At 73.2% G+C, this 20,435-nt stretch carries 18 protein-coding genes; 9 read left to right on the top strand and 9 right to left on the bottom strand.

Annotated elements, in window-relative coordinates; all coding sequences use genetic code 11:
* The first annotated feature begins 45 nt into the window (after nt 1-45).
* Entirely contained in the window at nt 46-1,356 is a 1,311-nt protein-coding gene (locus AB8O64_RS21830) for a helix-turn-helix domain-containing protein (protein ID WP_370423925.1), read from the top strand.
* Between the two features lie 39 nt (nt 1,357-1,395).
* Here AB8O64_RS21830 and AB8O64_RS21825 read toward each other — a convergent pair whose 3' ends face one another.
* The gene (locus AB8O64_RS21825; protein ID WP_356453297.1) at nt 1,396-2,229 is read right to left on the bottom strand and encodes a DUF4344 domain-containing metallopeptidase; all 834 of its coding nucleotides are present in this window, start codon (nt 2,227-2,229) and stop codon (nt 1,396-1,398) included.
* 198 nt (nt 2,230-2,427) lie between these two features.
* Between AB8O64_RS21825 and AB8O64_RS21820 the strand changes: the two genes are divergently transcribed.
* Both AB8O64_RS21820 and AB8O64_RS21815 read left to right on the top strand, forming a co-directional pair.
* Complete coding sequence (locus AB8O64_RS21820; protein WP_370420810.1) at nt 2,428-3,108, top strand: response regulator; 681 nt, start codon at nt 2,428-2,430, stop codon at nt 3,106-3,108.
* Nucleotides 3,105-4,247, top strand: coding sequence for a sensor histidine kinase (locus AB8O64_RS21815; protein ID WP_370420808.1), 1,143 nt, complete (start codon nt 3,105-3,107; stop codon nt 4,245-4,247). Before AB8O64_RS21820 ends, AB8O64_RS21815 begins: the two co-directional genes overlap by 4 nt.
* A gap of 5 nt (nt 4,248-4,252) precedes the next feature.
* Here the strand turns inward: AB8O64_RS21815 and AB8O64_RS21810 are convergent, their stop codons facing one another.
* On the bottom strand, nt 4,253-4,627 hold the full coding sequence (locus tag AB8O64_RS21810; RefSeq protein ID WP_370420806.1) for an STAS domain-containing protein: 375 nt from the start codon (nt 4,625-4,627) through the stop codon (nt 4,253-4,255).
* A gap of 430 nt (nt 4,628-5,057) precedes the next feature.
* On the opposite strand from AB8O64_RS21810, the gene AB8O64_RS21805 reads away from it, so the two are divergent.
* From AB8O64_RS21805 to AB8O64_RS21790, 4 genes are all read left to right on the top strand, one after another.
* Complete coding sequence (locus tag AB8O64_RS21805; RefSeq protein WP_370420805.1) at nt 5,058-5,630, top strand: sigma-70 family RNA polymerase sigma factor; 573 nt, start codon at nt 5,058-5,060, stop codon at nt 5,628-5,630.
* A complete protein-coding gene (locus tag AB8O64_RS21800; RefSeq protein WP_370420803.1) occupies nt 5,627-6,943 on the top strand; it encodes a maleylpyruvate isomerase N-terminal domain-containing protein in 1,317 nt (438 codons plus the stop codon). Before AB8O64_RS21805 ends, AB8O64_RS21800 begins: the two co-directional genes overlap by 4 nt.
* A 455-nt stretch (nt 6,944-7,398) precedes the next feature.
* Nucleotides 7,399-7,584 carry a hypothetical protein gene (locus tag AB8O64_RS21795; RefSeq protein ID WP_370420801.1) on the top strand — a complete coding sequence of 62 codons (186 nt, stop codon included), beginning with the start codon at nt 7,399-7,401 and terminating at the stop codon, nt 7,582-7,584.
* Between the two features lie 29 nt (nt 7,585-7,613).
* Complete coding sequence (locus AB8O64_RS21790; protein ID WP_370420799.1) at nt 7,614-8,780, top strand: helix-turn-helix domain-containing protein; 1,167 nt, start codon at nt 7,614-7,616, stop codon at nt 8,778-8,780.
* A 16-nt stretch (nt 8,781-8,796) separates the two neighbouring features.
* Here the strand turns inward: AB8O64_RS21790 and purU are convergent, their stop codons facing one another.
* Nucleotides 8,797-9,681: a formyltetrahydrofolate deformylase gene (purU, locus tag AB8O64_RS21785; RefSeq protein ID WP_370420797.1), complete on the bottom strand. Its 885-nt coding sequence runs from the start codon at nt 9,679-9,681 to the stop codon at nt 8,797-8,799.
* 79 nt (nt 9,682-9,760) lie between these two features.
* Nucleotides 9,761-10,279, bottom strand: a complete 519-nt coding sequence (locus AB8O64_RS21780; RefSeq protein WP_356453289.1) for a hypothetical protein — start codon at nt 10,277-10,279, stop codon at nt 9,761-9,763.
* Nucleotides 10,280-10,377: 98 nt separating this feature from the next.
* Here AB8O64_RS21780 and AB8O64_RS21775 point away from each other — a divergent pair, with 98 nt between their 5' ends.
* On the top strand, nt 10,378-11,658 hold the full coding sequence (locus AB8O64_RS21775; protein WP_370420795.1) for an ABC transporter substrate-binding protein: 1,281 nt from the start codon (nt 10,378-10,380) through the stop codon (nt 11,656-11,658).
* 12 nt (nt 11,659-11,670) lie between these two features.
* On the opposite strand, the gene AB8O64_RS21770 is transcribed toward AB8O64_RS21775, so the two are convergent.
* Together AB8O64_RS21770 and AB8O64_RS21765 are read right to left on the bottom strand one after the other, a co-directional pair.
* Complete coding sequence (locus AB8O64_RS21770) at nt 11,671-13,578, bottom strand: hypothetical protein (protein WP_370420793.1); 1,908 nt, start codon at nt 13,576-13,578, stop codon at nt 11,671-11,673.
* Between the two features lie 328 nt (nt 13,579-13,906).
* Complete coding sequence (locus AB8O64_RS21765; RefSeq protein ID WP_356453286.1) at nt 13,907-15,295, bottom strand: transcriptional regulator; 1,389 nt, start codon at nt 15,293-15,295, stop codon at nt 13,907-13,909.
* A 344-nt stretch (nt 15,296-15,639) separates the two neighbouring features.
* On the opposite strand from AB8O64_RS21765, the gene AB8O64_RS21760 reads away from it, so the two are divergent.
* Complete coding sequence (locus AB8O64_RS21760) at nt 15,640-16,314, top strand: bifunctional DNA primase/polymerase (protein WP_370420792.1); 675 nt, start codon at nt 15,640-15,642, stop codon at nt 16,312-16,314.
* A 201-nt stretch (nt 16,315-16,515) separates the two neighbouring features.
* On the opposite strand, the gene AB8O64_RS21755 is transcribed toward AB8O64_RS21760, so the two are convergent.
* The 3 genes from AB8O64_RS21755 to AB8O64_RS21745 form a co-directional block, all read right to left on the bottom strand.
* Nucleotides 16,516-18,024 (bottom strand): FAD-dependent monooxygenase, encoded by a 1,509-nt coding sequence (locus tag AB8O64_RS21755; protein WP_370420791.1) that lies wholly within the window; start codon nt 18,022-18,024, stop codon nt 16,516-16,518.
* A 168-nt stretch (nt 18,025-18,192) separates the two neighbouring features.
* The gene (locus tag AB8O64_RS21750; protein WP_370423924.1) at nt 18,193-19,068 is read right to left on the bottom strand and encodes an alpha/beta fold hydrolase; all 876 of its coding nucleotides are present in this window, start codon (nt 19,066-19,068) and stop codon (nt 18,193-18,195) included.
* Between the two features lie 650 nt (nt 19,069-19,718).
* Nucleotides 19,719-20,411: a metal-dependent transcriptional regulator gene (locus AB8O64_RS21745; RefSeq protein WP_130879416.1), complete on the bottom strand. Its 693-nt coding sequence runs from the start codon at nt 20,409-20,411 to the stop codon at nt 19,719-19,721.
* Nucleotides 20,412-20,435: the final 24 nt, after the last annotated feature.

Below are 20,435 nucleotides of genomic sequence, written 5' to 3'. Positions count from 1 at the left end.
ATACGGGCCGACGAACCCGCCGACATCGGCCGACGCGTGCTCCGGATGCGCACGGAACGTGGTCTGACCCAGAAGCAGCTGGCCGAGCCCGCCTACACCGCCGCGTACGTCTCGACCCTGGAGGCCGGGAAGGTACGCCCCTCCGAGACCGCCCTGCGGCACCTCGCCGGGCGCCTCGGCATCACCCTGGAGGAGCTGGCCACCGGCCGTCCCCCGCATCTGGCCACCGAGCTGCGGCTGCGGCTGACCGACGCCCGGCGCGTCCTCGCCACCGGCGAGGCCGAGGACGCGGCCGTGCGCTACCGCGCCCTGCGCGAGGAGGCCGCCGGGCACTCCCTGGTGGCCGAGGAGGCCGCCGCGGTGCAGGGGCTCGGTGACTGCGCGCTGGAGACCGGCGACCTCGTCGCCGCCCGGGACCACTTCGCCGAGGTCGAGCGGCTGCTGGCCGACGAGCCGCTGCCGCGCCGCGTCCCCGCCGTCCGCGGCCGCGCCACCGCGCATCTGCTCGCGGGCGAGCTGCGCTACGCCTGCTATCTGCTGGAGTCGACCGTCGACGAGCTGAACGCCGCCGGGCTGCACGACCCCGATGCGCTGCTGCTCCTCTACACCGCCGTCATCGCCCCCTATATGGACATGGGGGCGCACGCGCGGGCGGCACACGCCGCCGAGCTGGCGCTCGCGCTCGCTCCGAAGGTGGACAACCCGGCGCTCGTCGCGAGCATGCACCGCGGGGTCGCCCGCACCCTCATCGCCGAGGGCCGGATCGCGGAGGCCGACGCCTCGCTCGCCAAGGCCCAGGAGCTGTACCAACAGCTCCACATCCGCACCGAGCTGGCGCACTGCCACTGGATGCGCGGCTACGTCCACGCGCAGGACGGCGATCTGCGGAAGGCCGAGAGCGAGCTGCGCATCGCCCGCGACATGCTGGCCTCCAAGAAGGCCCCGCTGTTCACCGTGCAGGTCGAGGTGGAGCTGGCGGACGTGCTGCGGCGGCGCGGCAAGGCGGCCGAGGCGGAGGAACTGCTGCGCCCGCTGCTGGCGCCCTCGGCGCTGGGCGCCGAGCGCGGCGCGGTCCACGCGGGCGGCGCGCACCGGCTGCTGGGGCTGATCGCCGAGGAGCGCTCCGACACCGAGGCCGCCGAGGAGCACTACTGCGCCGCGCTGTCCCTGCTGGAGCGCACGGGCGCCGCGGGCGATCTCGCCGATCTGTGCCGGCTGCTGGGCGACCTGCTGCGGCGCACCGGCCGCACGGACGCCGCGCTGGACGCGTACCGCACCGGCCTCGGACACCGCGCGGCGCCCGGGACGACGACGCTGGGCCCCGCCCCCGCCGCACCCCCGCTGTGGCGGCCCTGATTCCCGCGCCGCTGACCGGCCCTCCCCTCCAGAGGCCGGTCAGCGGTCGGTCTTGTACGGCGCGAGGAGGCTGCCCCAGCCGCGCCGCAGATCCTGGTACTCGTCGGCGCACAGCTCGGCGCGCTCCTTGGTGAGCAGCGTGCCGTCGACGAGTTTCGCGCTCTTCTTCGGCGCGGCGCCGTAGAGGTAGCAGCGGTAGTTGGCCGAGCGGGTGGCCTCCGGGGGGTGCTCGGCGGAGAAGTCGATCTCCTCGGGGTCGATCTCGCGCGCGTACTGGGCGTAGTTGTCCGCGGCGGCCAGCACCGCGGCCCGGCCCTCGGTGCCCTGCGGGATCAGGCTGTACGCCGCGAACTGGTCGGCGACGTCCTCCTCGCGACCGGTGGTCGCGAGGTGCAGCGTGTCCTTCAGGGCGTGCGCGGCCTCGTGGTAGAGCGTCTCGGTGATCACGCCCGCGGTGCGCTCGTCCGGGTCCGGGCTGTCGGCGTCCTCGAACATCGACCGGACCTCGCCGATGAAGTCGTAGCAGAGCTCGATGCGCCGGGTCTGCTGGTCGTAGGTGGGGACGTCGTCCTTCTCGTCGCAGGTCCGGCCGACGACATCGATGGTCTTGGGCAGCCGCAGGGTGTCGTTCAGGTGCTCGGCGACCCGCTCCGGCAGCCGCCGGTCCTTCAGGAACGACCGCTCGTCGGCGCCGCCGCGCCGGGGAGCCTCGTAGGACACGGACAGGCCGCCGCTTGTGGGGGACGCGGCGGCCTGAGACCGGGTACAGCCGCACGCGGTCGCCAGGGCGACGCAGACGCCGGTCGCGACGAGGGCGCGGGCGCGCCACGCGCGATCGGGCGTCCGGGGGTGGGCCCCGGCATGGTGCAGCATGGACACACTCTGCCGGTCGGGGTAACCGGAACGGAATCCCCCGTGGGTCCCGGCCGACCCCCGCCGATCGGCGGGGGTGTCCCCTCCCGCTGGGTGGAGCGCCTGGCTCCGCTTTTGCCCGAGCCGTACGGCAGGCTGGAGGGCGCCGGGGGCCGACAGGTGGCACCCGGCTTTTGAACAGGGAAGAGGGAGCGGCCCGTGATCCGTGTGGCGGTGGTGGACGACGAGCAGCTCGTCCGGTCCGGGCTCCGGATGATCCTGGGCACGGCCCAGGACATCGAGGTGGTCGCGGACTGCGGCGGCGGCGCGGCCGTGGACACCGTGCGCGGCTGCGCACCCGACGTGGTGCTGCTCGACATCCGGATGCCGGACGTCGACGGACTGACCGTCCTCCGCGCGCTCCGCCGCCTCCCGCACCCGCCCGCCGTCGCCATGCTCACCACCTTCGACGCCGACGAGTACCTCGCCGCCGCGCTGCGCGCCGGAGCCTCCGGGTTCCTGCTCAAGGACACCGACCCCGAGCAGCTCGTACGGGCGGTACGGACCCTCGCCGCCGGCGCCAGCGTGCTGGACCCGGGCGTCACCCGCGCGGTCATCGGCGGCTATCTCGCCGCCGAGGCCGAGACGACCGCCGCCTCGGCGGTCCAGGCGCTGACCCCGCGCGAGCGCGAGGTGCTGGCCCACCTCGGCGCGGGTCTCGCCAACCCCCAGATCGCCGAGCGCATGGGGCTGGCCCCCAGCACCGTCAAGGACCACGTCCGGGCCGTCCTCGGCAAACTCGGCGGCGTCAACCGCGTCCAGGCCGCCGTCGTCGCCGACCGCGCGGGCCTCGTCGCCACCCGCCGCCCCGCCACCCCGCCGAACGGCGGCGCCCGATGAGCGTCTCCCCCCGGGCCGGCCGGCTGCCCGCGGCCCTGCCCGTCGCGGTGCCCGTGCTCTTCGCGGTCATGGACGCGCTGCTCGTCAACGGCACCGGACTGGGGCTGGAGCTCGGGGTGTCACTGCTCGCCGCGGTCGCGCTGCTGTGGCGCCGGCGGTTCCCGCTCACCGTCTTCGCGGCCACCCTGCCCGGCATCTACATCGGCTACATCTGGTTCGCGCCCATGGTCGCGCTCTACACGATCGCCGTCCGCCGGCCCGACCGGCGGCTGCTCGTCGTGTGCGGGGCGCTGCTGGCCACCGCGCACTTCCTGCCCTACCCGATCTCCGACCTGTCCTTCGACGACCGCCGCGAGACCGCCCTCTTCCTCGTCGACGCGCTCGTCACCGCGGCCACCCCCATCGCCGTCGGCCTGCTCACCCGCACCCGCCGCGAACTCGCCGCCCGCCTCGACGAGCTCACCCGCAGCCGCGCCCGCGAGGACCGTCTGCTGTCCGACCAGGTCCTCGCCACCGAGCGCGCCCGGCTCGCCCGCGAGATGCACGACGTCGTCGCCCACCAGGTCAGCCTCATCAGCCTGCAGGCCGGGGCCGTGCAGATCAGCACGGCCGACAACGAGGCCCGCGCCGGGGCCCGCACGATCCGCGAACTGTCCGTGCGCACCCTGGACGAGCTGCGCCACATGGTCGGCATCCTGCGCGCCGCGGGCGCCGACACCGAGGAGCTGACCCCCCAGCCGCGCCTGGCGGACCTGCCCCGGCTGATCGAGCTGAGCGCGCTGAACGTCGACTTCGAGGACACCTCCGACCGTGACGCCGAACGCTCGGAGGCCGTGGAGCGCGCCGCCTTCCGCACGGTGCAGGAGGCTCTGACGAACGTGCGCAAGCACGCGCCCGGGGCGTGGGTACGGGTCCGGGTCAGCGAGGAGGCGGGGCGGGGCCTGCGGGTCGAGATCCGCAACGGCCCGGCCGACGCGGCCGTACCGGCACCGGAACTGCCCGGCGGGGGCCACGGTCTGGTCGGGCTGCGGGAGCGGGCGCAGAGCCTGAGCGGGACGCTGACCGCGCACGGGACGGCCGACGGCGGCTTCCTCGTACGGGCGGAATTCCCCGCGGCGGAGTTCCCCGCGGCAGGGTGAACGCGCTACGCCGACAGCGGGTTCGCCCGTTCGTCGGTCGCGCTGTCCAGGTCGGGGAAGACCTCGAAGAGGCGGCGCACCCCGAGGGCGCCCAGCACGCGGTTGACGTGCGAGCCGTCGACCGCGCCCTGCGCGGGCAGGATCAGCCGCAGCCGCCCCTGGCAGGACCGCATCAGCCGGCGGGCGGCGATCAGCACGCCCACCCCGCTGGAGTCGCAGAAGCGGACCTCTCCGAGGTCGAGCACCAGGGAGCGCCGCCCCTCGGCCACCGCGTCGTGCACATGCTGCCGGACCGCCGGCGAGGTCACGAGATCCATCTCTCCGGAGACCCGGAGCACGGCCCAGTCGCCCTGCTCACCCTCCGTCACCTGCAATGTCACGTGCCCGCAGCCCTTCACTCGGTCCCGCGCTCCCACGGACGTCTTCCTCGGTGGCCCCTGCCCGGCCGCTCCTGCGTGAAACACCACCTGGCATACGCCGACCGCCAAGGAGCCTATGCCCGGTCCGAAGCCCTCTCCCCCACAGATCCGGTCACACCCGCATAACACATCGGCACATTCGCGCACGTACGATCTGTACCGATCGGCGAAACATGCACAAAGTGAACGTACCCATATCATCCATGGCCGTTCCCGGACGGTGATTTGCCGCAAAGGCGACTGCGCCACCGGGCCCGACCACTACATTCGACGAGTATGTGACGGTGGGCACAAGCAGTTTTGGGCAGCAGTACGACGTACGCGCGTACGGACACGTGAGTGAGGCGCCACCGGGGGCCACCTGCGTGGCGGTGCGCACGGAGGGGGCCGCATGACGAACGACGCACCACCCCGCTGGGACCGGAAGATGCAGCAGCGCCTCGCGAGCGGCGAGGCCGCCGCGCTCGGTGAGCTGTACGACCGCTTCGCCTCCCTCGTGCACGGCCTCGCCCACCGCGTCCTCGGTGACGAGGCCGCCGCCGACCGCGTCACCCGCGAGGTGTTCGGCTACGTCTGGGAACACCCCGACGCCTACGACCCCAAGCAGGGCCCCCTGCGCTCCTGGATCGCGACGGTCACCCACCGGCAGGCCGTCAGCAGGCTGCGCCAGTCGGAGAGCGACCGGGAGCGCGCGCCCGAGGAGATCGAGGAGAAGGTCCGCGCCGCGTCCGCCGCCGCCCGCGCCGACTACATCGTCACGTCCATGCCCGCCCCGCTGCGCGCCGCCCTCGACCTCGCCTACTTCCGCCGCCTCGACTACCGCAGGGCCGCCGCCGACCTCGGCGTCACCGAGGACGAGGCCCGTCGTCGGCTCCGCCTCGGTCTGCAACTGCTCTCCACGGCCCACCCCGGGCCCCGCGCGATGACGCCGCCCCACGGCGGGAGCGGGAGGGCCGGCCGGTGAGCGGCACGAACGACCCCGCGGACCCCGGCCGCCGACTGCCGGACGGCGGGAACGGCACTCCGGGCAGCCGGCCGCGCATACCCCCGCCCCGCTCCCCCGCCGAGGACGCGCCGCGCTGGCCGTACGCACCGGACCCGGCGCCGACGTCTCCCCCGCCGCCTCCCCCGGCACCGCCGAGGGCCGATCCCGAGCCGCCCACGCCACCGACGCCGCCGATGTCCCACGGATTGCTCAAGTCACTGCTCGGTGCCTGGGCGTTGGCCGCCTGTTCCGCCGAGGAGACGGCGGCGGTCGAAGCGCATCTGACGGACTGCGCGAGCTGCGCGGAGGAGGCCGTCCGGTTGCGCGACGCGGTCGCGCTGCTGCACCCCGAGGACAATCTCGACCTCGACCCCACCCTGCGCTCCCGCACCCTCGCCACCTGTCTGACCCGCCGCCCCGCCCGTATCCCGGTGCCCGAATGGGCCGCCCCCTACGACGCGGAAACCGCCCGCCTCGACGCCCTGCTCCGCGACATCGGCGAGGCGGAATGGCGGGCCCCGGTCCGGCTGCACTGGTTCGACGGCCGGCGCCCGGCCGGACGGGACACCACCGTGGCCGAGGTGATCGGCCATCTGATGGCCGTGGACGGCATCGTCGCCGACGCACTCGGACTCCCCACCCGACGGGGCTGCGAGGGCCCGGGCACACCCGCGGAACGCACGGAGGCGTTCTGGGCCTCGACCGCCGCGGAACAGCCACCCGGGGAAACACGGGCCGCCTGGCGCACCCAGGGCCACTCGCTGATCCGGACCGCGTCCTTCGCGGGCTGCGGCGCCGCCGAACTGGCCGTACCCTACGATCCGTTCACCCTGCCGCTGCGGGATTCCTTCCTCGACCGTGCCTTCGAGTGCTGGGTGCACGCCGGGGACATCGCGGAGGCCGTCCACTACCCCTACGCCCCACCGGCGGCCGGCCACCTCCACCACATGATCGACCTCGCGGCCCGGCACCTGCCCGCCACGATCGCGCACCGCCGCCGCACGGGCCTCTCGGGCCCACCCCGCACCCTGGTCGCCGCGGGCACCCCGGGCCGCACCCTCCACCTGGAGATCGAAGGCGACGGCGGCGGCCACTGGCACATCCCCCTCGACTCCCCCGCGGCCCTCCCCTCACCGGACGAGGAGGTCGCCCACGTCGCCCTGGACGCCCTGGAGTTCTGCCGCCTCGCGGCGGGACACGTACCGCCGGAGGAAGCGGCGGCGGGGCAGCTCGGGGACCGCGAGGCGATCCGGGATGTGCTGCGCGCTACGGCGTCGCTTTCGCGGTTGTGACGAGTCGGGGCCCCGTATCTCGGATACGGGGCCCTGATCCGGCGAGAGTCCCGCGGCAACGGGTGGCTCTCGAAAGCTGCGGCAGACCGTCCGGACCAACGGAACAGATATCTGGATCGCATCTTTGATTGAGTTTCTCCCACTCGGTTGGGCGTTGCAGGAAGGGCCGCAACGCTTTCCGGATGGATCCGGATGGGTTGTGAACAACTCCAGGGGGCTGACCAGGCGGAAGGCCGAGACGGACGTCATTGTTCACATGCGTCCCGGACGCTCCGAAAACAATCCGCGTTGCAGTTCATTCCGGCAAAGAAAACGCGGGCCCGGAAACCAGTGAACAACAAGGCAACGTGACCGGGTGCCTTCGCGCCCCGCGAGCTGGGAGAGTGAAGCCGCGCCCCGGGCGGCAACCCGTGACGCGCCGTCAATGACCGTCCGGACCAAGGGAAGTGGTGTCCATGTCACCCGTGCCGCACTCGCTGTGCGTCAGCCTGCCCGGAGGCAGGTCCCTCACGATGCCGCCGGTTGTTCCGGTGCTGGTGGTCGTCATCGTGCTCGTTGCTCTCGGCTATGACGAGACCGCCGCACTCGCGACGATCCTCGCCGCCGGCACGGCGGCCCGCGAGCTCCAGCGCACGCCCTGACCCCCTGGACGACCCGCAGGGAGGCGCGAGTGGCACGCCCGGAAAACCCCATCGACCCCATGGCCCCGTACGCGACGTTCGCGCTACAACTGCGAAAGCTGCGGAAGGCCGCCGGATCCCCGACCTACTCGACTCTCTCGCGGCGGACGAGGTATTCGGTGTCCGCCCTTTCCCAGGCAGCGACGGGCTGGAAGCTGCCGAGCCTCGACCTGACTCTCGCGTATGCCACGGCCTGTGGCGGCGACCGCGAACACTGGAACGAGCAGTGGCTCATCGCCCACCACCGGACTACGCCGACGGCGCCCGAAGCCCCGGCCACTGCCGAGGTGCGCCCGTGGTCGACGCGGCCACCCGTCCCGGCTTCGGCGGAGACCCCTCAGGAGTTCATCGCCTGCCTGCGGGAGCTGAAGCTCTGGGCGGGCAATCCGTCGCTGTCCCGGCTCGAAGGCATCGCGAGCGAGATGGGCTTCCGGCTGCCACGCAGCACCATCGGCGATGCGCTGAACCGCAACCGCGTCTCGCGGCCCGACCTCGCCAGGACCACCGCGCTCGTACTCGCATGCATGAGGTTCGCGACACGCCAGCGCCGCGTCCGCGCGGAGGAAATCGCGCCCGTCGGCGCGCAGTGGCAGCAGCACTGGGTGCGCCTGTACGCGAGCGAGCCTCCGCAGCGGCCCCCACGGCCCGGGCAACAGCCCGCGGCCACCATCTGGCCGGCCCTCGTCGAGAGAACCGTCGAGGTCGTCGATCTGCCCCCGCGCCAGGATCGTGCCCTGGCCCCCCTCGGCGAGGTGCCGCATGACCGGCGCCTGTTCGTCGAAGCGCTGCGGGAGCTCTTCGGCGAGCTCGGCGTCTCGCTGCGCATGTTCGCCGCACGTTATTCCATGGACCCGAGCACCGTCTCCAGGTATCTCTCGGGCAACCGCATCCCACCACGGAAATTTCTCGAGCTGCTGGGGCGGGAGGCATCGTTGCGTCGAGGCCGGGAGATGGCACCGGACACACTGCGACGTCTCTACGCATTGCACGTGGCCGCTCTGCGCGAGGCTCTCGACGACACCCTGGACCGGCTATGCCAGAGCATCGAGCTGGAGACCGCGCTGAAGACGCAGCTGCTCTCCCGGCAGCAGGCGCTCGCCAAGCTGGAAGCGCGACTGCGGGAGCTGCGAGGCTCCCGCAGCCCGCAATCAGCCTGACCCCCGCGGGAGGCGACTACGCGAAAACGACCGTCCGCCGCCCGTTCAGCAGCACCCGGTGCTCGCTGTGCCACTTCACCGCGCGCGCCAGCGCCTGGCACTCCACGTCGCGGCCGATCGCGACGAGCTGGTCGGGCGTGACGCCGTGGCCGACGCGCTCGACCTCCTGCTCGATGATCGGGCCCTCGTCGAGGTCGGCGGTCACGTAGTGCGCCGTGGCGCCGATCAGCTTCACGCCGCGCGCGTGCGCCTGGTGGTAGGGCTTGGCGCCCTTGAAGCTCGGCAGGAAGGAGTGGTGGATGTTGATGATCCGGCCCGACAGCGCCTTGCACAGGTCGTCGGAGAGCACCTGCATGTAGCGGGCCAGTACGACCAGCTCGACGCCCTCGGCGCGGACCAGCTCCAGCAGCTCCGCCTCCGCCTGCGGCTTGTTCTCCTTCGTCACCGCAATGTGGCGGAAGGGGATGCCGTAGGAGCCGACCAGCTCGGCGAAGTCGGTGTGGTTGGAGACGACCGCCGCGATCTCGACCGGAAGGGCGCCGATCCGGGAGCGGAAGAGCAGGTCGTTGAGGCAGTGCCCGAACTTGGACACCATCAGCACGACGCGCATCTTCTCGTCGGAGCGGTGGATCTGCCAGTCCATGTGGAAGGTGTCACCGATGGCCGCGAAGCTGGCCCGCAGCTTCTCCACCGTCACCGGCGGGTCCGCGGTGAAGTGGACCCGCATGAAGAAGAGCCCGGTGTCGTGGTCGCCGAACTGCTGGCTGTCCTCGATGTTGCAACCGGTCATGAAGAGATAGCTGGACACCGCGTGCACGATGCCCTGCTTGTCCGGGCAGGAGAGGGTGAGGACGTACTGTTCGGGGGCCCCTTCGGTGGCGGGGGGCTGCGAGGCGTTCATAGCCCAATAGCGTCGCACACCCGTCGGGCCGATCGGACCGCCCGCCTCCGCGAGGCCCCCGAACCGCGCTTCGCGCGCGTCAGGCGATACGGGTGAGCTGCGCCAGCACATCCAGCGGGCGGGGCGGTACGTCCGGTTCGTCCCCGTCGTTCGCCGCCAGCCGGACATGCGCCTCGCGGGCGGCCCGTACGGCCTCGGGCCAGGCGTGGTGCTCCAGGTACGCCGAGACGGGCGCGTCGGCCCCGACCTGGTGCATGATCCGCAGCACCCGCAGAACGGCGACGTCGACGAGATTGGCCTCGGCCGGGTCCCGGAAGATCGTCCCTATGTACTTCTCCGCCGACCAGTTGTCCAGCCAGGTGTCCTCGACGAGCCGGTAGACGGCGTCGGTCACATCCCCGTACCCCGGGAGCCCGGGCAGCCAGCACTCCCGCTGGAAGACGGGGTCCGAGAGCATGTGCAGCGCGGAGCGCACATTCACGCGCCAGCGCCACCACGGCATGTCATTGAGCGGCATGCCGTCCATGGTGGTCGAGCGGCGGCCGCGACGGGAAGACTTCTCCGAACCTTGCACAGCACTCGATCGTACGTTCCCCATCGGCCGTCCACATCAGGCCCCCGCAATTCACTCCGGTGTCACCCGTCGTTGCGCCGCGATCACACATCTGTTCCCCGGCGGCCGGGAGAGTGCGGGCCATGACCGGACGGCGTCGCCTGACCATCCGCCCCTTACGGACCACCGCGATATCCGCGGTGTGCGTGGTGGTGAGCGCGGCACTGCTCGCCGGTTGTGATGGGCTCCCCGGTGCCAGGGGGGACTCCGGGGGCCCCATCACCGTCATGACCTGGGCCCCGGAGGGAACGAGGGCCACCAACATGCCGGGCATGCCCGCGATGGCCGCGGCCTTCGCCCGCTGGGGCAACGCGCGGGGCGGCATCCATGGCCGCGACCTCAAGGTCATCACCTGCAACGAGCGCAACGAGTCCGTCGCCGCCTCGCGCTGCGCGCGGCGCGCCGTCGAGGAGGGGGTCGTCGCGGTCGTCGGCTCCTACAGCCAGCACGGCCGCGCGATGATGTCCCCGCTGGAGGCGTCCGGCACCCCCTTCATCGGCGGCTACGGCCTGACCGACGAGGAGCTGAGCAGCCCGCTCTCCTACCCGGTCAACGGCGGCCAGGCCGCCCTGCTCGCGGGCAACGGCCGCCAGCTGGCGGGCGTCTGCAAGCGCGTCGCCCTCGTACGGCCCGACACGATCTCCGGCGACCAGACGCCCGGTCTGCTCGACGCGGGACTCGCCGCCGCGGGCCGCCCGCCGGCCGCCGACCTGCGCGCGCCGGAGGACGCCACCGACTACGAGCGGACGAGCACGGAAGCCCTCAAGGCCGTGGGCACCGACGGCGGGGGCTGTGTCACCGCGGCGCTCGGCGAGCGGACGGGCACGTTCTTCGATTCCTTCCGACGGCAGCCGGAGGCCGGTGCCCAGGTGCGGATCGCATCGGTGCTCGGCAGCGTCAAGCAGTCCCTCGTCGACAGCACCGGCGGTGCGAAGAGCCCGCTGGAGGGCGCGTTCGCCACCGGCTGGTACCCCGCCGCCGACGACCGCCGCTGGTCGTCCATGCGCGAGGTCATCGACCGGCACGCCTTCGGTGACAACCGGGTCGACCCCGCCGACCCCGGTGTCCAGACCACGTGGGTCGCCTACACCGCCCTGCGGTCGGTGCTGATGGCGCTGGACGCCGACGACATCAGCGCCCACTCCGTCCGGACCGCGCTCGACCGGGGGCACCGCGTCGGCACGGGCGGGCTGACGCCCCCGCTCTCCTGGCGCTACCAGGATCTGCTGGCCGTCCCGGACTATCCGCGGATCGTCAACGCGAACGTCACCTATCAGGTGGTGCGGGACGGCCGGCTCGTGGCCGTGCGCGAGGGGTTCACCGACGTCACCAGGACGCTGGAGCGCCGCCGCAAGCACCCGTGACCCGGGTGCCGCTCACAGCTGGGACCACGAGTGCTGGCTCAGCCCGTACTTCTTCGCGATCGGGTTCCACAGGGCCGCCGCCTTCTTCTTCGCGGCGGTCGCTTCACCGCTCGCCCGGTCGCCGGCGGCGCTCTCCCGGGTCGGGCGGGCATGGCCCTTGACGCAACCACGCTTGCCGTCGACCTGCTTGGCCCACTTCGCGTAGTGGCTGTCCGCCGAGGCGGACGACTGCCAGGCCTTCTTCAGCTGCGCCGACAGCTCCGCGTGGTCGGGGAGCTTGTCGATCGGCGTCCGGCCGAGGCGGGTCACCAGGCCGTTGCGCTGGGTCGCGGCGGCCCGCAGATCACTCGCGGACGAGTCGAGGTTCTTGCAACTCTTGGTGGAGTCCACGGCCTTGCTGACCGACTCCCGGCTGTTGTTGCTGTCCTTGAGCAGTGCGTCCAGCGCCTTCGCCTGCGCCAGCGCGGGGTCGGCCGACGGGGACGCCGGCGGGCTCGACTTCTTGTCGTCGTCCTTCGCCGGCTCGCTGGGGGCCGTGCTCGCGGAGGTGTTCTGCTTGTCGCTGTTGTCCTCGCCGCCTCCGCTGCTGAGCAGCGCGCCCGCGCCGAGGCCGGCGATCGCGCAGACCGCCACGACCGCGCCGATCAGCACGGCCGGGGACTTCCTGCGCCGGACCGGCGGCTCGTACGGGTCATACGGCTCGGGGGCCTGGTGCGCCTCGTGCGGCGCTTGCCGGCCGGGGCCGCCCGGGCCCTGGTGGGACGGCACGGGCCCGTGGCCGGGCGGCGGGGTCTGCTTACGGATCGGCGCCTGGACGGGCGGCAGCTGCGCCGTCGGCTCGGCCGCGCGGAAGAGCCCGTCGAACTCGGCCGGCGGCGGGCGTTCCGCCTGCCCCGGCCGCATCGCGAAGACCGGCGGGCCGCCGGCGGCGGGCTCGGCGGGCCGGGCGGCCGGTGCCGGGGACTGCGCGGAAACGGGCGGCAGATGACGGGTGGCCTCGGAGTCCGCCGGGGCGGGCGGCTGCGGGGACAGCAACTGCGTGGCCTCGGCAGCCGATTCGGCCGCGTGCTGCCTGTAGGACTGATCGGCCCGGTCGGTGTCCGCCGGCCCGGGTATGCCGGTGCCGGATGTGCCGCCGGGTATCCCGCCGCCCACCGGCGGCAGGTACTGGGTCGCCTCGGCCGGCGAGTCGGGCGAACCGCCCGGCTCCAGGTACTCGGGGGTCACGGCCCCGGGGTCGGCCGCCCCGCGCGCGAAGGACGCCGTCGGCGTGGACGTGCCGGGCAGCGAGCCGGTGCCCATCGACGGCAGGTACTGCGTCGCCTCGGACACCGAGTCACCGGCACCGGGGGCGGGGCCGGTGGCGGCCACCGGCGGGAGGTACTGCGTGGCCTCCGACACCGAGTCGGCGGCCGGCTGCGCGAAGGGCGCGGGCGGCACCGGGGCGCCGGGGAGGGGGGTGTTGCCCACGGGCGGCAGGTACTGCGTCGCCTCGGACACCGAATCACCCCCGGGCATCGGGCCCGGCGGGACGGGCGGCAGGTACTGGGTGGCCTCGGAGCCCCCCGGGCCCGGCGGTGTGCCCGGCGCGTGCGCGGGCGGCGGCGGCACGCTCACAAAGGCCTCGGTGATCTGCGTGACCGGCATGGGCGGCTGAGCCGGCGGAGTCTGCGGCGGGGTCTGCGGTGCCTGCGGCGCGTGCTGAGGACGCTCCGGGGGCAGCGGCGCGCGCTGCGCGTCGGCACTCCAGGGCTCGCCCCAGGACTGGTCCGATGCCGCGTTCCGCTCCCGGTCGGCCGACCACGGCGCGCCGTGACTCCTGCGCGAGGGCAGCACGACGCCCTCGTGCACGGGCTGCTCGGGCTGCGCGGGCGGGGCCGCAGGGAACTGCGGCTCGTCCCCCTGTCCGCTCTGCGTCACCGGGACTCCTCAAGCTGTACGGGACTGACTCGAACCGGCGGCTCACGCTACCGGTTCGCACTGGCGGTCGGCCATGCACCGCCCGCCCAGCCCCGTACGACGCTCCTGTCACCCGGTCCGGTTCCGTGCCGAACCCTGCCGGTCCCGCCCGTTCGCGCCCGTGCGCGCGGATCGCGCAGGTCGGTGCCGAGCCCACCCGGTCACGTCCCCACGGCACCAAGCCCTCCCCGTGCCGGTGCCATGGGTCGTGACTCCCCTCCGATCGGCGGCGCCCGTACGACCACTCGTGATCCGCGCGTCCCCTTTGCCCTACAGGGCTGCGGTCCCCCTAGGCCGCCTGCACCTCCAGCCTGGCCCCGAACTCCCGCACCACGGACTCCTCCCGGTACGGCGCCAGGCGCTGCTGGAAGTCCTCCAGGTACTCCGCGCCCCGGTTCGAACGCAGCGAGCCGAGGAGCTCCAGGGCACGGGTGCCCGTGGCGCAGGCCTCTTCCACCTCGCGCTGCTGGACGTGGGCGGTGGCCAGCAGCAACAGACCGATGGCCCGGCGGCGGACGCGGCCCTCGGGGTGACCGGCTACGGCCGCCTCGGCCTGACGGCGGGCCGGCTCGGCCTGGCCGAGGTCGCGGTGGCAGTGCGCCAGCTCGTCCGCGAGATAGGCCTGGTCGAAGTGGCGGATCCACGGCGGGTCGTCCCCCGAGTCCCCGTCGCCGTCGGCCTGTTCGAGACAGGTCACCGCCCGGGTCGCGACGGACTGGAAGGCCCGCGCGTCACCGAGCAGCGCGTGACCGCGCGCCTCGGCCGCGCAGAACATCGCCTCGGCCCGTGGGGTGACCTGCCCCCGCGCCCCCTCCTGCGCGGCCTTGGCAAGCTGGGCGATCTCTCTGGGGTTGCCCAGCGACGCGGCGAGGTGACTCATGCTCGCGGCCAGTACGTAGCCGCCGTAGCCCCGGTCCCCCGCTGCCTGGGCCAATCGCAGGGCCTGGATGTAATAGCGCTGGGCGAGGCCCGGCTGGCCGGTGTCGACCGCCATGTATCCGGCCAGCTCCGTCAACCTGGCGACCGCCGCGAACAGTTCACGGCCGACCACCTCGCGATACGAACCGGCCAGCAGCCCCGAGACGACGCTGTTGAGGTAGTGGACCACCACCGGGCGGACGTGCCCGCTGCCGTACCGGTGGTCGAGCTCCACCAGGGCGTCGGTCGTGGCCCGGACGGCCTCGACGTCGGAGACCCCGACCCGGGCGCCCGCGCTGCGCGCGACCTGCGCGTCGGCACTGGTGATCAGCCAGTCCCGGCTGGGCTCGACGAGCGCGGAGGACGCCACGGACGTACCGCTGAGGAAGTCCCGGCGGCCCACGTCACTGCGCCACAGCTCACAGACCTGCTCGATGGCACCGAGCACGGTCGGGGAGAACTGGAGCCCGACACCGGAGGCCAGATTCTTGCCGTTGGCCATGCCGATCTCGTCGATCGTCACCGTGCGGCCCAGCTTGCGGCCGAGCGCCTCGGCGATGATCGCCGGGGCGCGGCCCCGCGGCTGCTGGCCGCGCAGCCACCGGGCTACGGACGTTTTGTCGTACCGAAGGTCGAGACCGTGCTCGGCGCCGCACATATTGACCCGGCGTGCCAGACCGGCGTTGGAGCAGCCTGCTTCCTGAATGAGCGCCTGCAACCGTTCGTTCGGCTGCCGCGCCACGAGTGGCCGTGCGGCCATGCTGTACCCCCTGAAACTGCTATGCCTTCGCGACGGCTGCCGCGAAGCGCGGAGAAGCTGAGCCGGCTGTGAACGCGTTCTCCTGTGATCTTTGCCCCCTGGTGTCCGGAGAATGCGGGACTTGCCGGTAATGACCGGCAATTGCGGTAATGACGCGGTGCCGTCTGCGGTACGTGAAGCGGTGACGACCGCGTCCGCGACCGCCAGGCAGGTGGCTACCCCTTCGCGGCGGCGAACCCGCGCCTGCGCCCCCGTGCATGCTCCCGTGCGCCCCATATGCATGGCCGGGGTCCGGCGAGGAGGCTGTGTCCGAGCCGTAACCCCTGGTGACAAGGGGAGTTGTGATGAACGTGGAAAAGACCATCGGAGTAGGAGCCCCGCTTATCCCCCAACAACGCGGCGAGCAGGTCCTCGACGCCGCGGTTCGGTACGCGGAAGAGCGGCACTGGGACGTATTCGCCGGGACCTGGCTGGAAGTCGACGCGGGCAGGGAACGCTGCTCGTGCGGCGACCTCGACTGCCCGTCGCCGGGCGCGCATCCGGCCCGTCCCGACTGGGCCACCCAGGCCACCGGCAGCGCGGTCGCCGCGCGCCGGATGTGGGCGAAACAGCCCAACTCCTCGGTTCTGCTCCCGACCGGCCGCACCTTCGACGCGCTCGACGTACCCGAGAGCGCCGGCTGTCTGGCGCTCGCCCGCATGGAGCGGATGGAGATCCAGCTCGGGCCGATCACCTCCACCCCGCACCGCAGGATGCTGTTCTTCGTGCTGCCCGGCGGCGCCCTGAAGGTCGCCGACCTGGCCCGGAAGCTGGGCTGGCCGCCCTCCTCCCTCGACCTGGTCGCGCGCGGCGAGGGCGACTACGTGGTCGCGCCGCCGACCCGGATGGGCGCGCGCGGCGCGGTCCAGTGGGCCCGCCAGCCCACCGCCGCCAACCGCTGGCTCCCCGACGCGGAGGAGCTGGTCAGTGCGCTCGCCTACGCGTGCGGACGCGAGACCGCGGACACCCGCGGCCGCTGACCAGGCCGCACCGCGGCGGCCGTAGCGACTGCGAACGACTGCCCTGGCCGTGACCGGCGGCGCATCGGGCGAACGGCCCTGCGGGCCGGCTCCGCCGCCCACGGGAGCTCGGCCGCGTCAAGCCCGCAGGCGGCCGGACGGCCTGGCCGGCCGAGGATCCGCCGGCCAGGCGAGGGGCTGTCCCGGGTGTGTACCCCCGTCTCACACCCGGGACAGCGGAACGGCGCCGACCGTCGGCACGGGCCCGGTGGCGCCGTCATCGGAAGCCCAGGCCACATATCCGTCGGGCCGCACGAGCAGGCTCTGCTGCCGCGCGTCGGCGCGCGTGACGGTGACGACGTCCGTCTCGCGCTCCGCCACCGGATCCCGGGGAGCCGCACCGCGCGGAAGGACCTGAACGTAACGGCCGGCACGCAGCGCCTCGTACAGACGCGTGGGGCCGTCGGGGACCTCGACCAGGGGCAGGTCGGGGGCGCGGCTCCCGGTGAGGGGGTGGGCGCCGGGCGGCGCGGTGTAGCGGATGCCGAGGCCGGAGACGAGCAGCGCGGGACGGCGGGTCATCCGCGGCACGTACCGGAGGACGGCGGCCGCGCCGCGCCGCAGCCCCCGCACCACGGTCGAATCGGCCACCGCCACCCGCAGGAGGGCTCCGCTGAGGCGCACAACCATGGCGCCCACCGGGTGCCGCTCGTCGTGGTAGGTGTCGAGGAGGGCGTCGTCGGCGCGCCCGGCCAGCACTTCGGCGAGCTTCCAGCCGAGGTTGGCGGCGTCCTGCATGCCCGCGTTCATCCCCATGCCGCCGGCGGGCGAATGGACGTGCGCGGCGTCGCCCGCGAGGAAGACCCGGCCGTCGCGGTAGCGCGGCGCCTGGCGTTCGTCGCTGTGGAAGCGCGAGGTCCAGCGGGCGTCGTGGGCGCCGAAGTCCGTACCGAACGCGGCCCGGGTGATGGACCGCAGGTCCTCCAGCTCGACGGGCGCGTCGGCGGGCACCTCGCTGTGGCGCTCCCAGGCGATGATGCGGTACCAGCCGTCACCGAAGGGAAGGATGAGGCAGATGCCCTCGGCGACGTTGCTGAAGACGGGCATCTCGCGGGGAGGGGCGGCGAGGCGCACGTCGCCGAGCATGATGGACCGCAGGACGGACTTGCCGGGGAAGGGGATGCCGAGCGCCTGTCGCACGGTGCTGCGCACCCCGTCCGCGCCGACGACATAGCGGGCGCGGAGGGTCGCCGTCCCGCCGCTGCCGGAGGCGTCGCCCGAGGGCTCGTCGGTGGTGTGCGTCCGGACGTCCACCTCGACGCCGTCCGCGTCCTGCCGCAGGCCGAGGACCTCGGTGCCGCGCCGGATCTCGGCACCGTGCTTGACGGCCCGCTCCTCCAGGACCCGCTCGGTCTCGTACTGCGGGGTGATGAGGACACCGGGGAAGCGGCTCGGCAGTCCGGACAGGTCGAGCCTGGCCTTGCCGAAGAGCCGCGCGGAGGAGACGAGCACACCGGTGGCGAGCAGCTGCTCGGCGACCGAGCGTATGTCCAGCATCTCCAGGGTCCGCGCGTGGACGGCGAAGGCCCGGGTGAGGTTCGACTCCCGCGCCCGGCGCTCCAGCAGCACGACCCGCACCCCGGCGGCGGCGAGATCGCCGGCCAGCAGAAGTCCGGTGGGGCCGGCGCCGATGACGAGGACGTCGGCGGTGGGATCGGTACGAGAAGTCATGGCAACTCCAGGTGTCTCGGTCCTTCCAGTGCACACCCGGTCCCGGAGTTATGTCAACGGTCGTTGAATTAATTCAGGCCATGCCGATCCGGCTAGGGGCGGTGGGGAGAAGGGGGGCGCCTCGGACCGGCGATCAATCGGCTTCGGCGGGCCGCCCGCCCTTCCCGGCTACGGTCGGACCGGCAGGACCGAGGCGAGAAACGGCTCGACGACGCGGCGCCAGCCGTCGGGCTGGTCGTAGTGGACGAGATGACCCGCGTCCGGCACCTCGGCGTAGACGCCGCGCGGCAGGACGCGGACCATCTCCTGGGCCTCGGCGCGGCCCAGCTCGCCGTCGAGACCGCGCACGACAAGGGCCGGGCACTCGACGAGGGCCAGCTCCTCCCAATGCGCGTCGTGGACATAGGTCTCCCGGGCCAGGAGCATCTGGCGGCGGGAGAACAGCGGACGCCAGCCGTCCGCGCGCTCGGCCGCCACCTCGGCGTAGAAGTCGCCACGGGCCGGATTGGGCCGCTCCAGCGTGGGGTCGTCCTCGCCGAACCACTTCCGGACGTCCGCGAGCGTGGCGAACGGCACCGGCCAGGACCTGAACCACTCGCCCCACTCCCGCTGCGTCGCCGCGCCGAGCGCGGAGGCCCGCATGTCGCAGACGACCAGGGCGCGGACGAGGTCGGGGCGGCGGGCGGCCAGCTGCCAGGCCGTCAGGGCGCCCATGGCGTGCCCGACGAGGGTGACGGGCCCCAGCCCCAGCTCCTCGACGGCCGCCTCGGCGTCGGCCACATAGGCCTCGCGGGTGTACGGGCCGTCGGCGGGCTTCTCGCTGCGCCCGTGCCCCCGCTGGTCGAGGGCGACCGCGCGGTGGCGGGTGGAGAGCCAGCGGGCGGTCGCCGCCCAGTGGGAGGCGCGGCCCATCAGCCCGTGGAGCAGCAGGACGCCGCTCGGGCCGCCGCCGCCGAACGGCCCGCCGGCCTTCGGGGGGTCGGCGAACTCCCAGGCCGCCAGCCGTACTCCGCCGCTTCCGCTCACGTCGATACGCCGCACCATGAGTCCTGGCACCCCCACTTCTCCCCCGAGCAGCCCTACTTTATAGAACTCGCATTCGAACGAACCGCTTTCGCGCGCAACACCCCTCGTTCGAGTGACCATGCAGCAGGATTGGCCGCCCGCACCCAGGGGAGACATCGATCTGGGCGCGGACCGCTCGGGGAAGAAGGTCCGCGAGGCGCACCCTGGGAGCTCGGGGCTCCGGGTCGCCGCGGGGGAGCACGGGGAGGTGGGGCCCCGGCGGTCTGAAAAGCCGCCGGGGCCCTTGTCATGACCGTCGCGCCGACTGACGCCACGACAGGTGCCACGACGGGCACCGGGGTGCCACGTGGTGGCCGTGCGGCCCGCTGGCCCCATCGAGCCCCTCCCCAGGTCGGTGGCGCGTGGGCATATGCGTCAGCGCCAGCGTGGCATGCCGAGGGGCCGGGCGTATCGATTCCGCGAACACCGGCCGGAACGAGGGGAGTTGCCACGGCTTCCTGTGCCGCCACTTGCCCGTCCGGCGGACCTTCACCTACCGGCCCGTCATGCCGCCTGCGGCGGCGAGCGCCCTGCGGGCGCGTCCTCAAACGCCGGACGGGCTTGTTGTGGCTGAGCCCAGCCACAACAAGCCCGTCCGGGCGCATGAGGTCACTGATCCGCCGGAAGGGCTACCGCTTGGCGACGAAGACGTGCGCGGCGATGTCCGCCTCGAGCTCCGCGGCCTCGCCGCCGCTGCCGACCAGGACACCGCCGGCCGACTCGGTCACGCTGACCACCGCGCCCGGCTGGACGCCCGCGCGCCGCAGTGTGTACATCAGCTGGGCGTCCGTCTGGATCGGCTCGCCGATGCGCCGGACGACGACCGTCTTGCCCTCGGTGCCCGGCTCCAGGTCCATCAGGCTGACCATGCCGGCGTTGAGGAACGGATCGGCCTCGGACTTCTCGCCCAGCTCCTCCAGGCCCGGGATGGGGTTGCCGTAGGGCGACTCGGTGGGGTGGCGCAGCAGCTCCAGCACGCGGCGCTCCACCGCCTCGCTCATCACGTGCTCCCAGCGGCACGCCTCGGCGTGCACCTGCTCCCACTCCAGGCCGATCACGTCGACCAGCAGGCACTCGGCCAGCCGGTGCTTGCGCATGACGCGGGTCGCCAGCCGGCGGCCCTCCTCGGTCAGCTCCAGGTGGCGGTCGCCGGCGACCGAGACCAGGCCGTCCCGCTCCATGCGGGCCACGGTCTGGCTCACCGTCGGGCCGCTCTGGTCGAGCCGCTCGGCGATGCGGGCGCGCATGGGGACCACGCCTTCCTCTTCCAGCTCGAGGATGGTGCGGAGATACATCTCCGTGGTGTCGATCAGTCCGGACATGTGTGCCCCTCGATATGTCGTGCG

This window comes from Streptomyces sp. QH1-20 (genome assembly GCF_041283565.1).
GTDB lineage: Bacteria > Actinomycetota > Actinomycetes > Streptomycetales > Streptomycetaceae > Streptomyces > Streptomyces syringius.
Note: the sequence above shows the minus strand (reverse complement) of the source record. Positions and strands in the feature narration are given on the sequence as shown.

What these genes read in the sequence shown, in the direction of transcription:
- AB8O64_RS21830 (WP_370423925.1), top strand. Translation starts at nt 46, where the DNA reads ATGCGCACGGAACGTGGTCTGACCCAGAAGCAGCTGGCCGAGCCCGCC.
- AB8O64_RS21825 (WP_356453297.1), bottom strand. Translation starts at nt 2,229, where the DNA reads ATGCTGCACCATGCCGGGGCCCACCCCCGGACGCCCGATCGCGCGTGG.
- AB8O64_RS21815 (WP_370420808.1), top strand. Translation starts at nt 3,105, where the DNA reads ATGAGCGTCTCCCCCCGGGCCGGCCGGCTGCCCGCGGCCCTGCCCGTC.
- AB8O64_RS21805 (WP_370420805.1), top strand. Translation starts at nt 5,058, where the DNA reads ATGACGAACGACGCACCACCCCGCTGGGACCGGAAGATGCAGCAGCGC.
- AB8O64_RS21795 (WP_370420801.1), top strand. Translation starts at nt 7,399, where the DNA reads ATGTCACCCGTGCCGCACTCGCTGTGCGTCAGCCTGCCCGGAGGCAGG.
- purU (WP_370420797.1), bottom strand. Translation starts at nt 9,681, where the DNA reads ATGAACGCCTCGCAGCCCCCCGCCACCGAAGGGGCCCCCGAACAGTAC.
- AB8O64_RS21780 (WP_356453289.1), bottom strand. Translation starts at nt 10,279, where the DNA reads ATGGGGAACGTACGATCGAGTGCTGTGCAAGGTTCGGAGAAGTCTTCC.
- AB8O64_RS21775 (WP_370420795.1), top strand. Translation starts at nt 10,378, where the DNA reads ATGACCGGACGGCGTCGCCTGACCATCCGCCCCTTACGGACCACCGCG.
- AB8O64_RS21765 (WP_356453286.1), bottom strand. Translation starts at nt 15,295, where the DNA reads ATGGCCGCACGGCCACTCGTGGCGCGGCAGCCGAACGAACGGTTGCAG.
- AB8O64_RS21760 (WP_370420792.1), top strand. Translation starts at nt 15,640, where the DNA reads ATGAACGTGGAAAAGACCATCGGAGTAGGAGCCCCGCTTATCCCCCAA.
- AB8O64_RS21755 (WP_370420791.1), bottom strand. Translation starts at nt 18,024, where the DNA reads ATGACTTCTCGTACCGATCCCACCGCCGACGTCCTCGTCATCGGCGCC.
- AB8O64_RS21750 (WP_370423924.1), bottom strand. Translation starts at nt 19,068, where the DNA reads ATGGTGCGGCGTATCGACGTGAGCGGAAGCGGCGGAGTACGGCTGGCG.
- AB8O64_RS21745 (WP_130879416.1), bottom strand. Translation starts at nt 20,411, where the DNA reads ATGTCCGGACTGATCGACACCACGGAGATGTATCTCCGCACCATCCTC.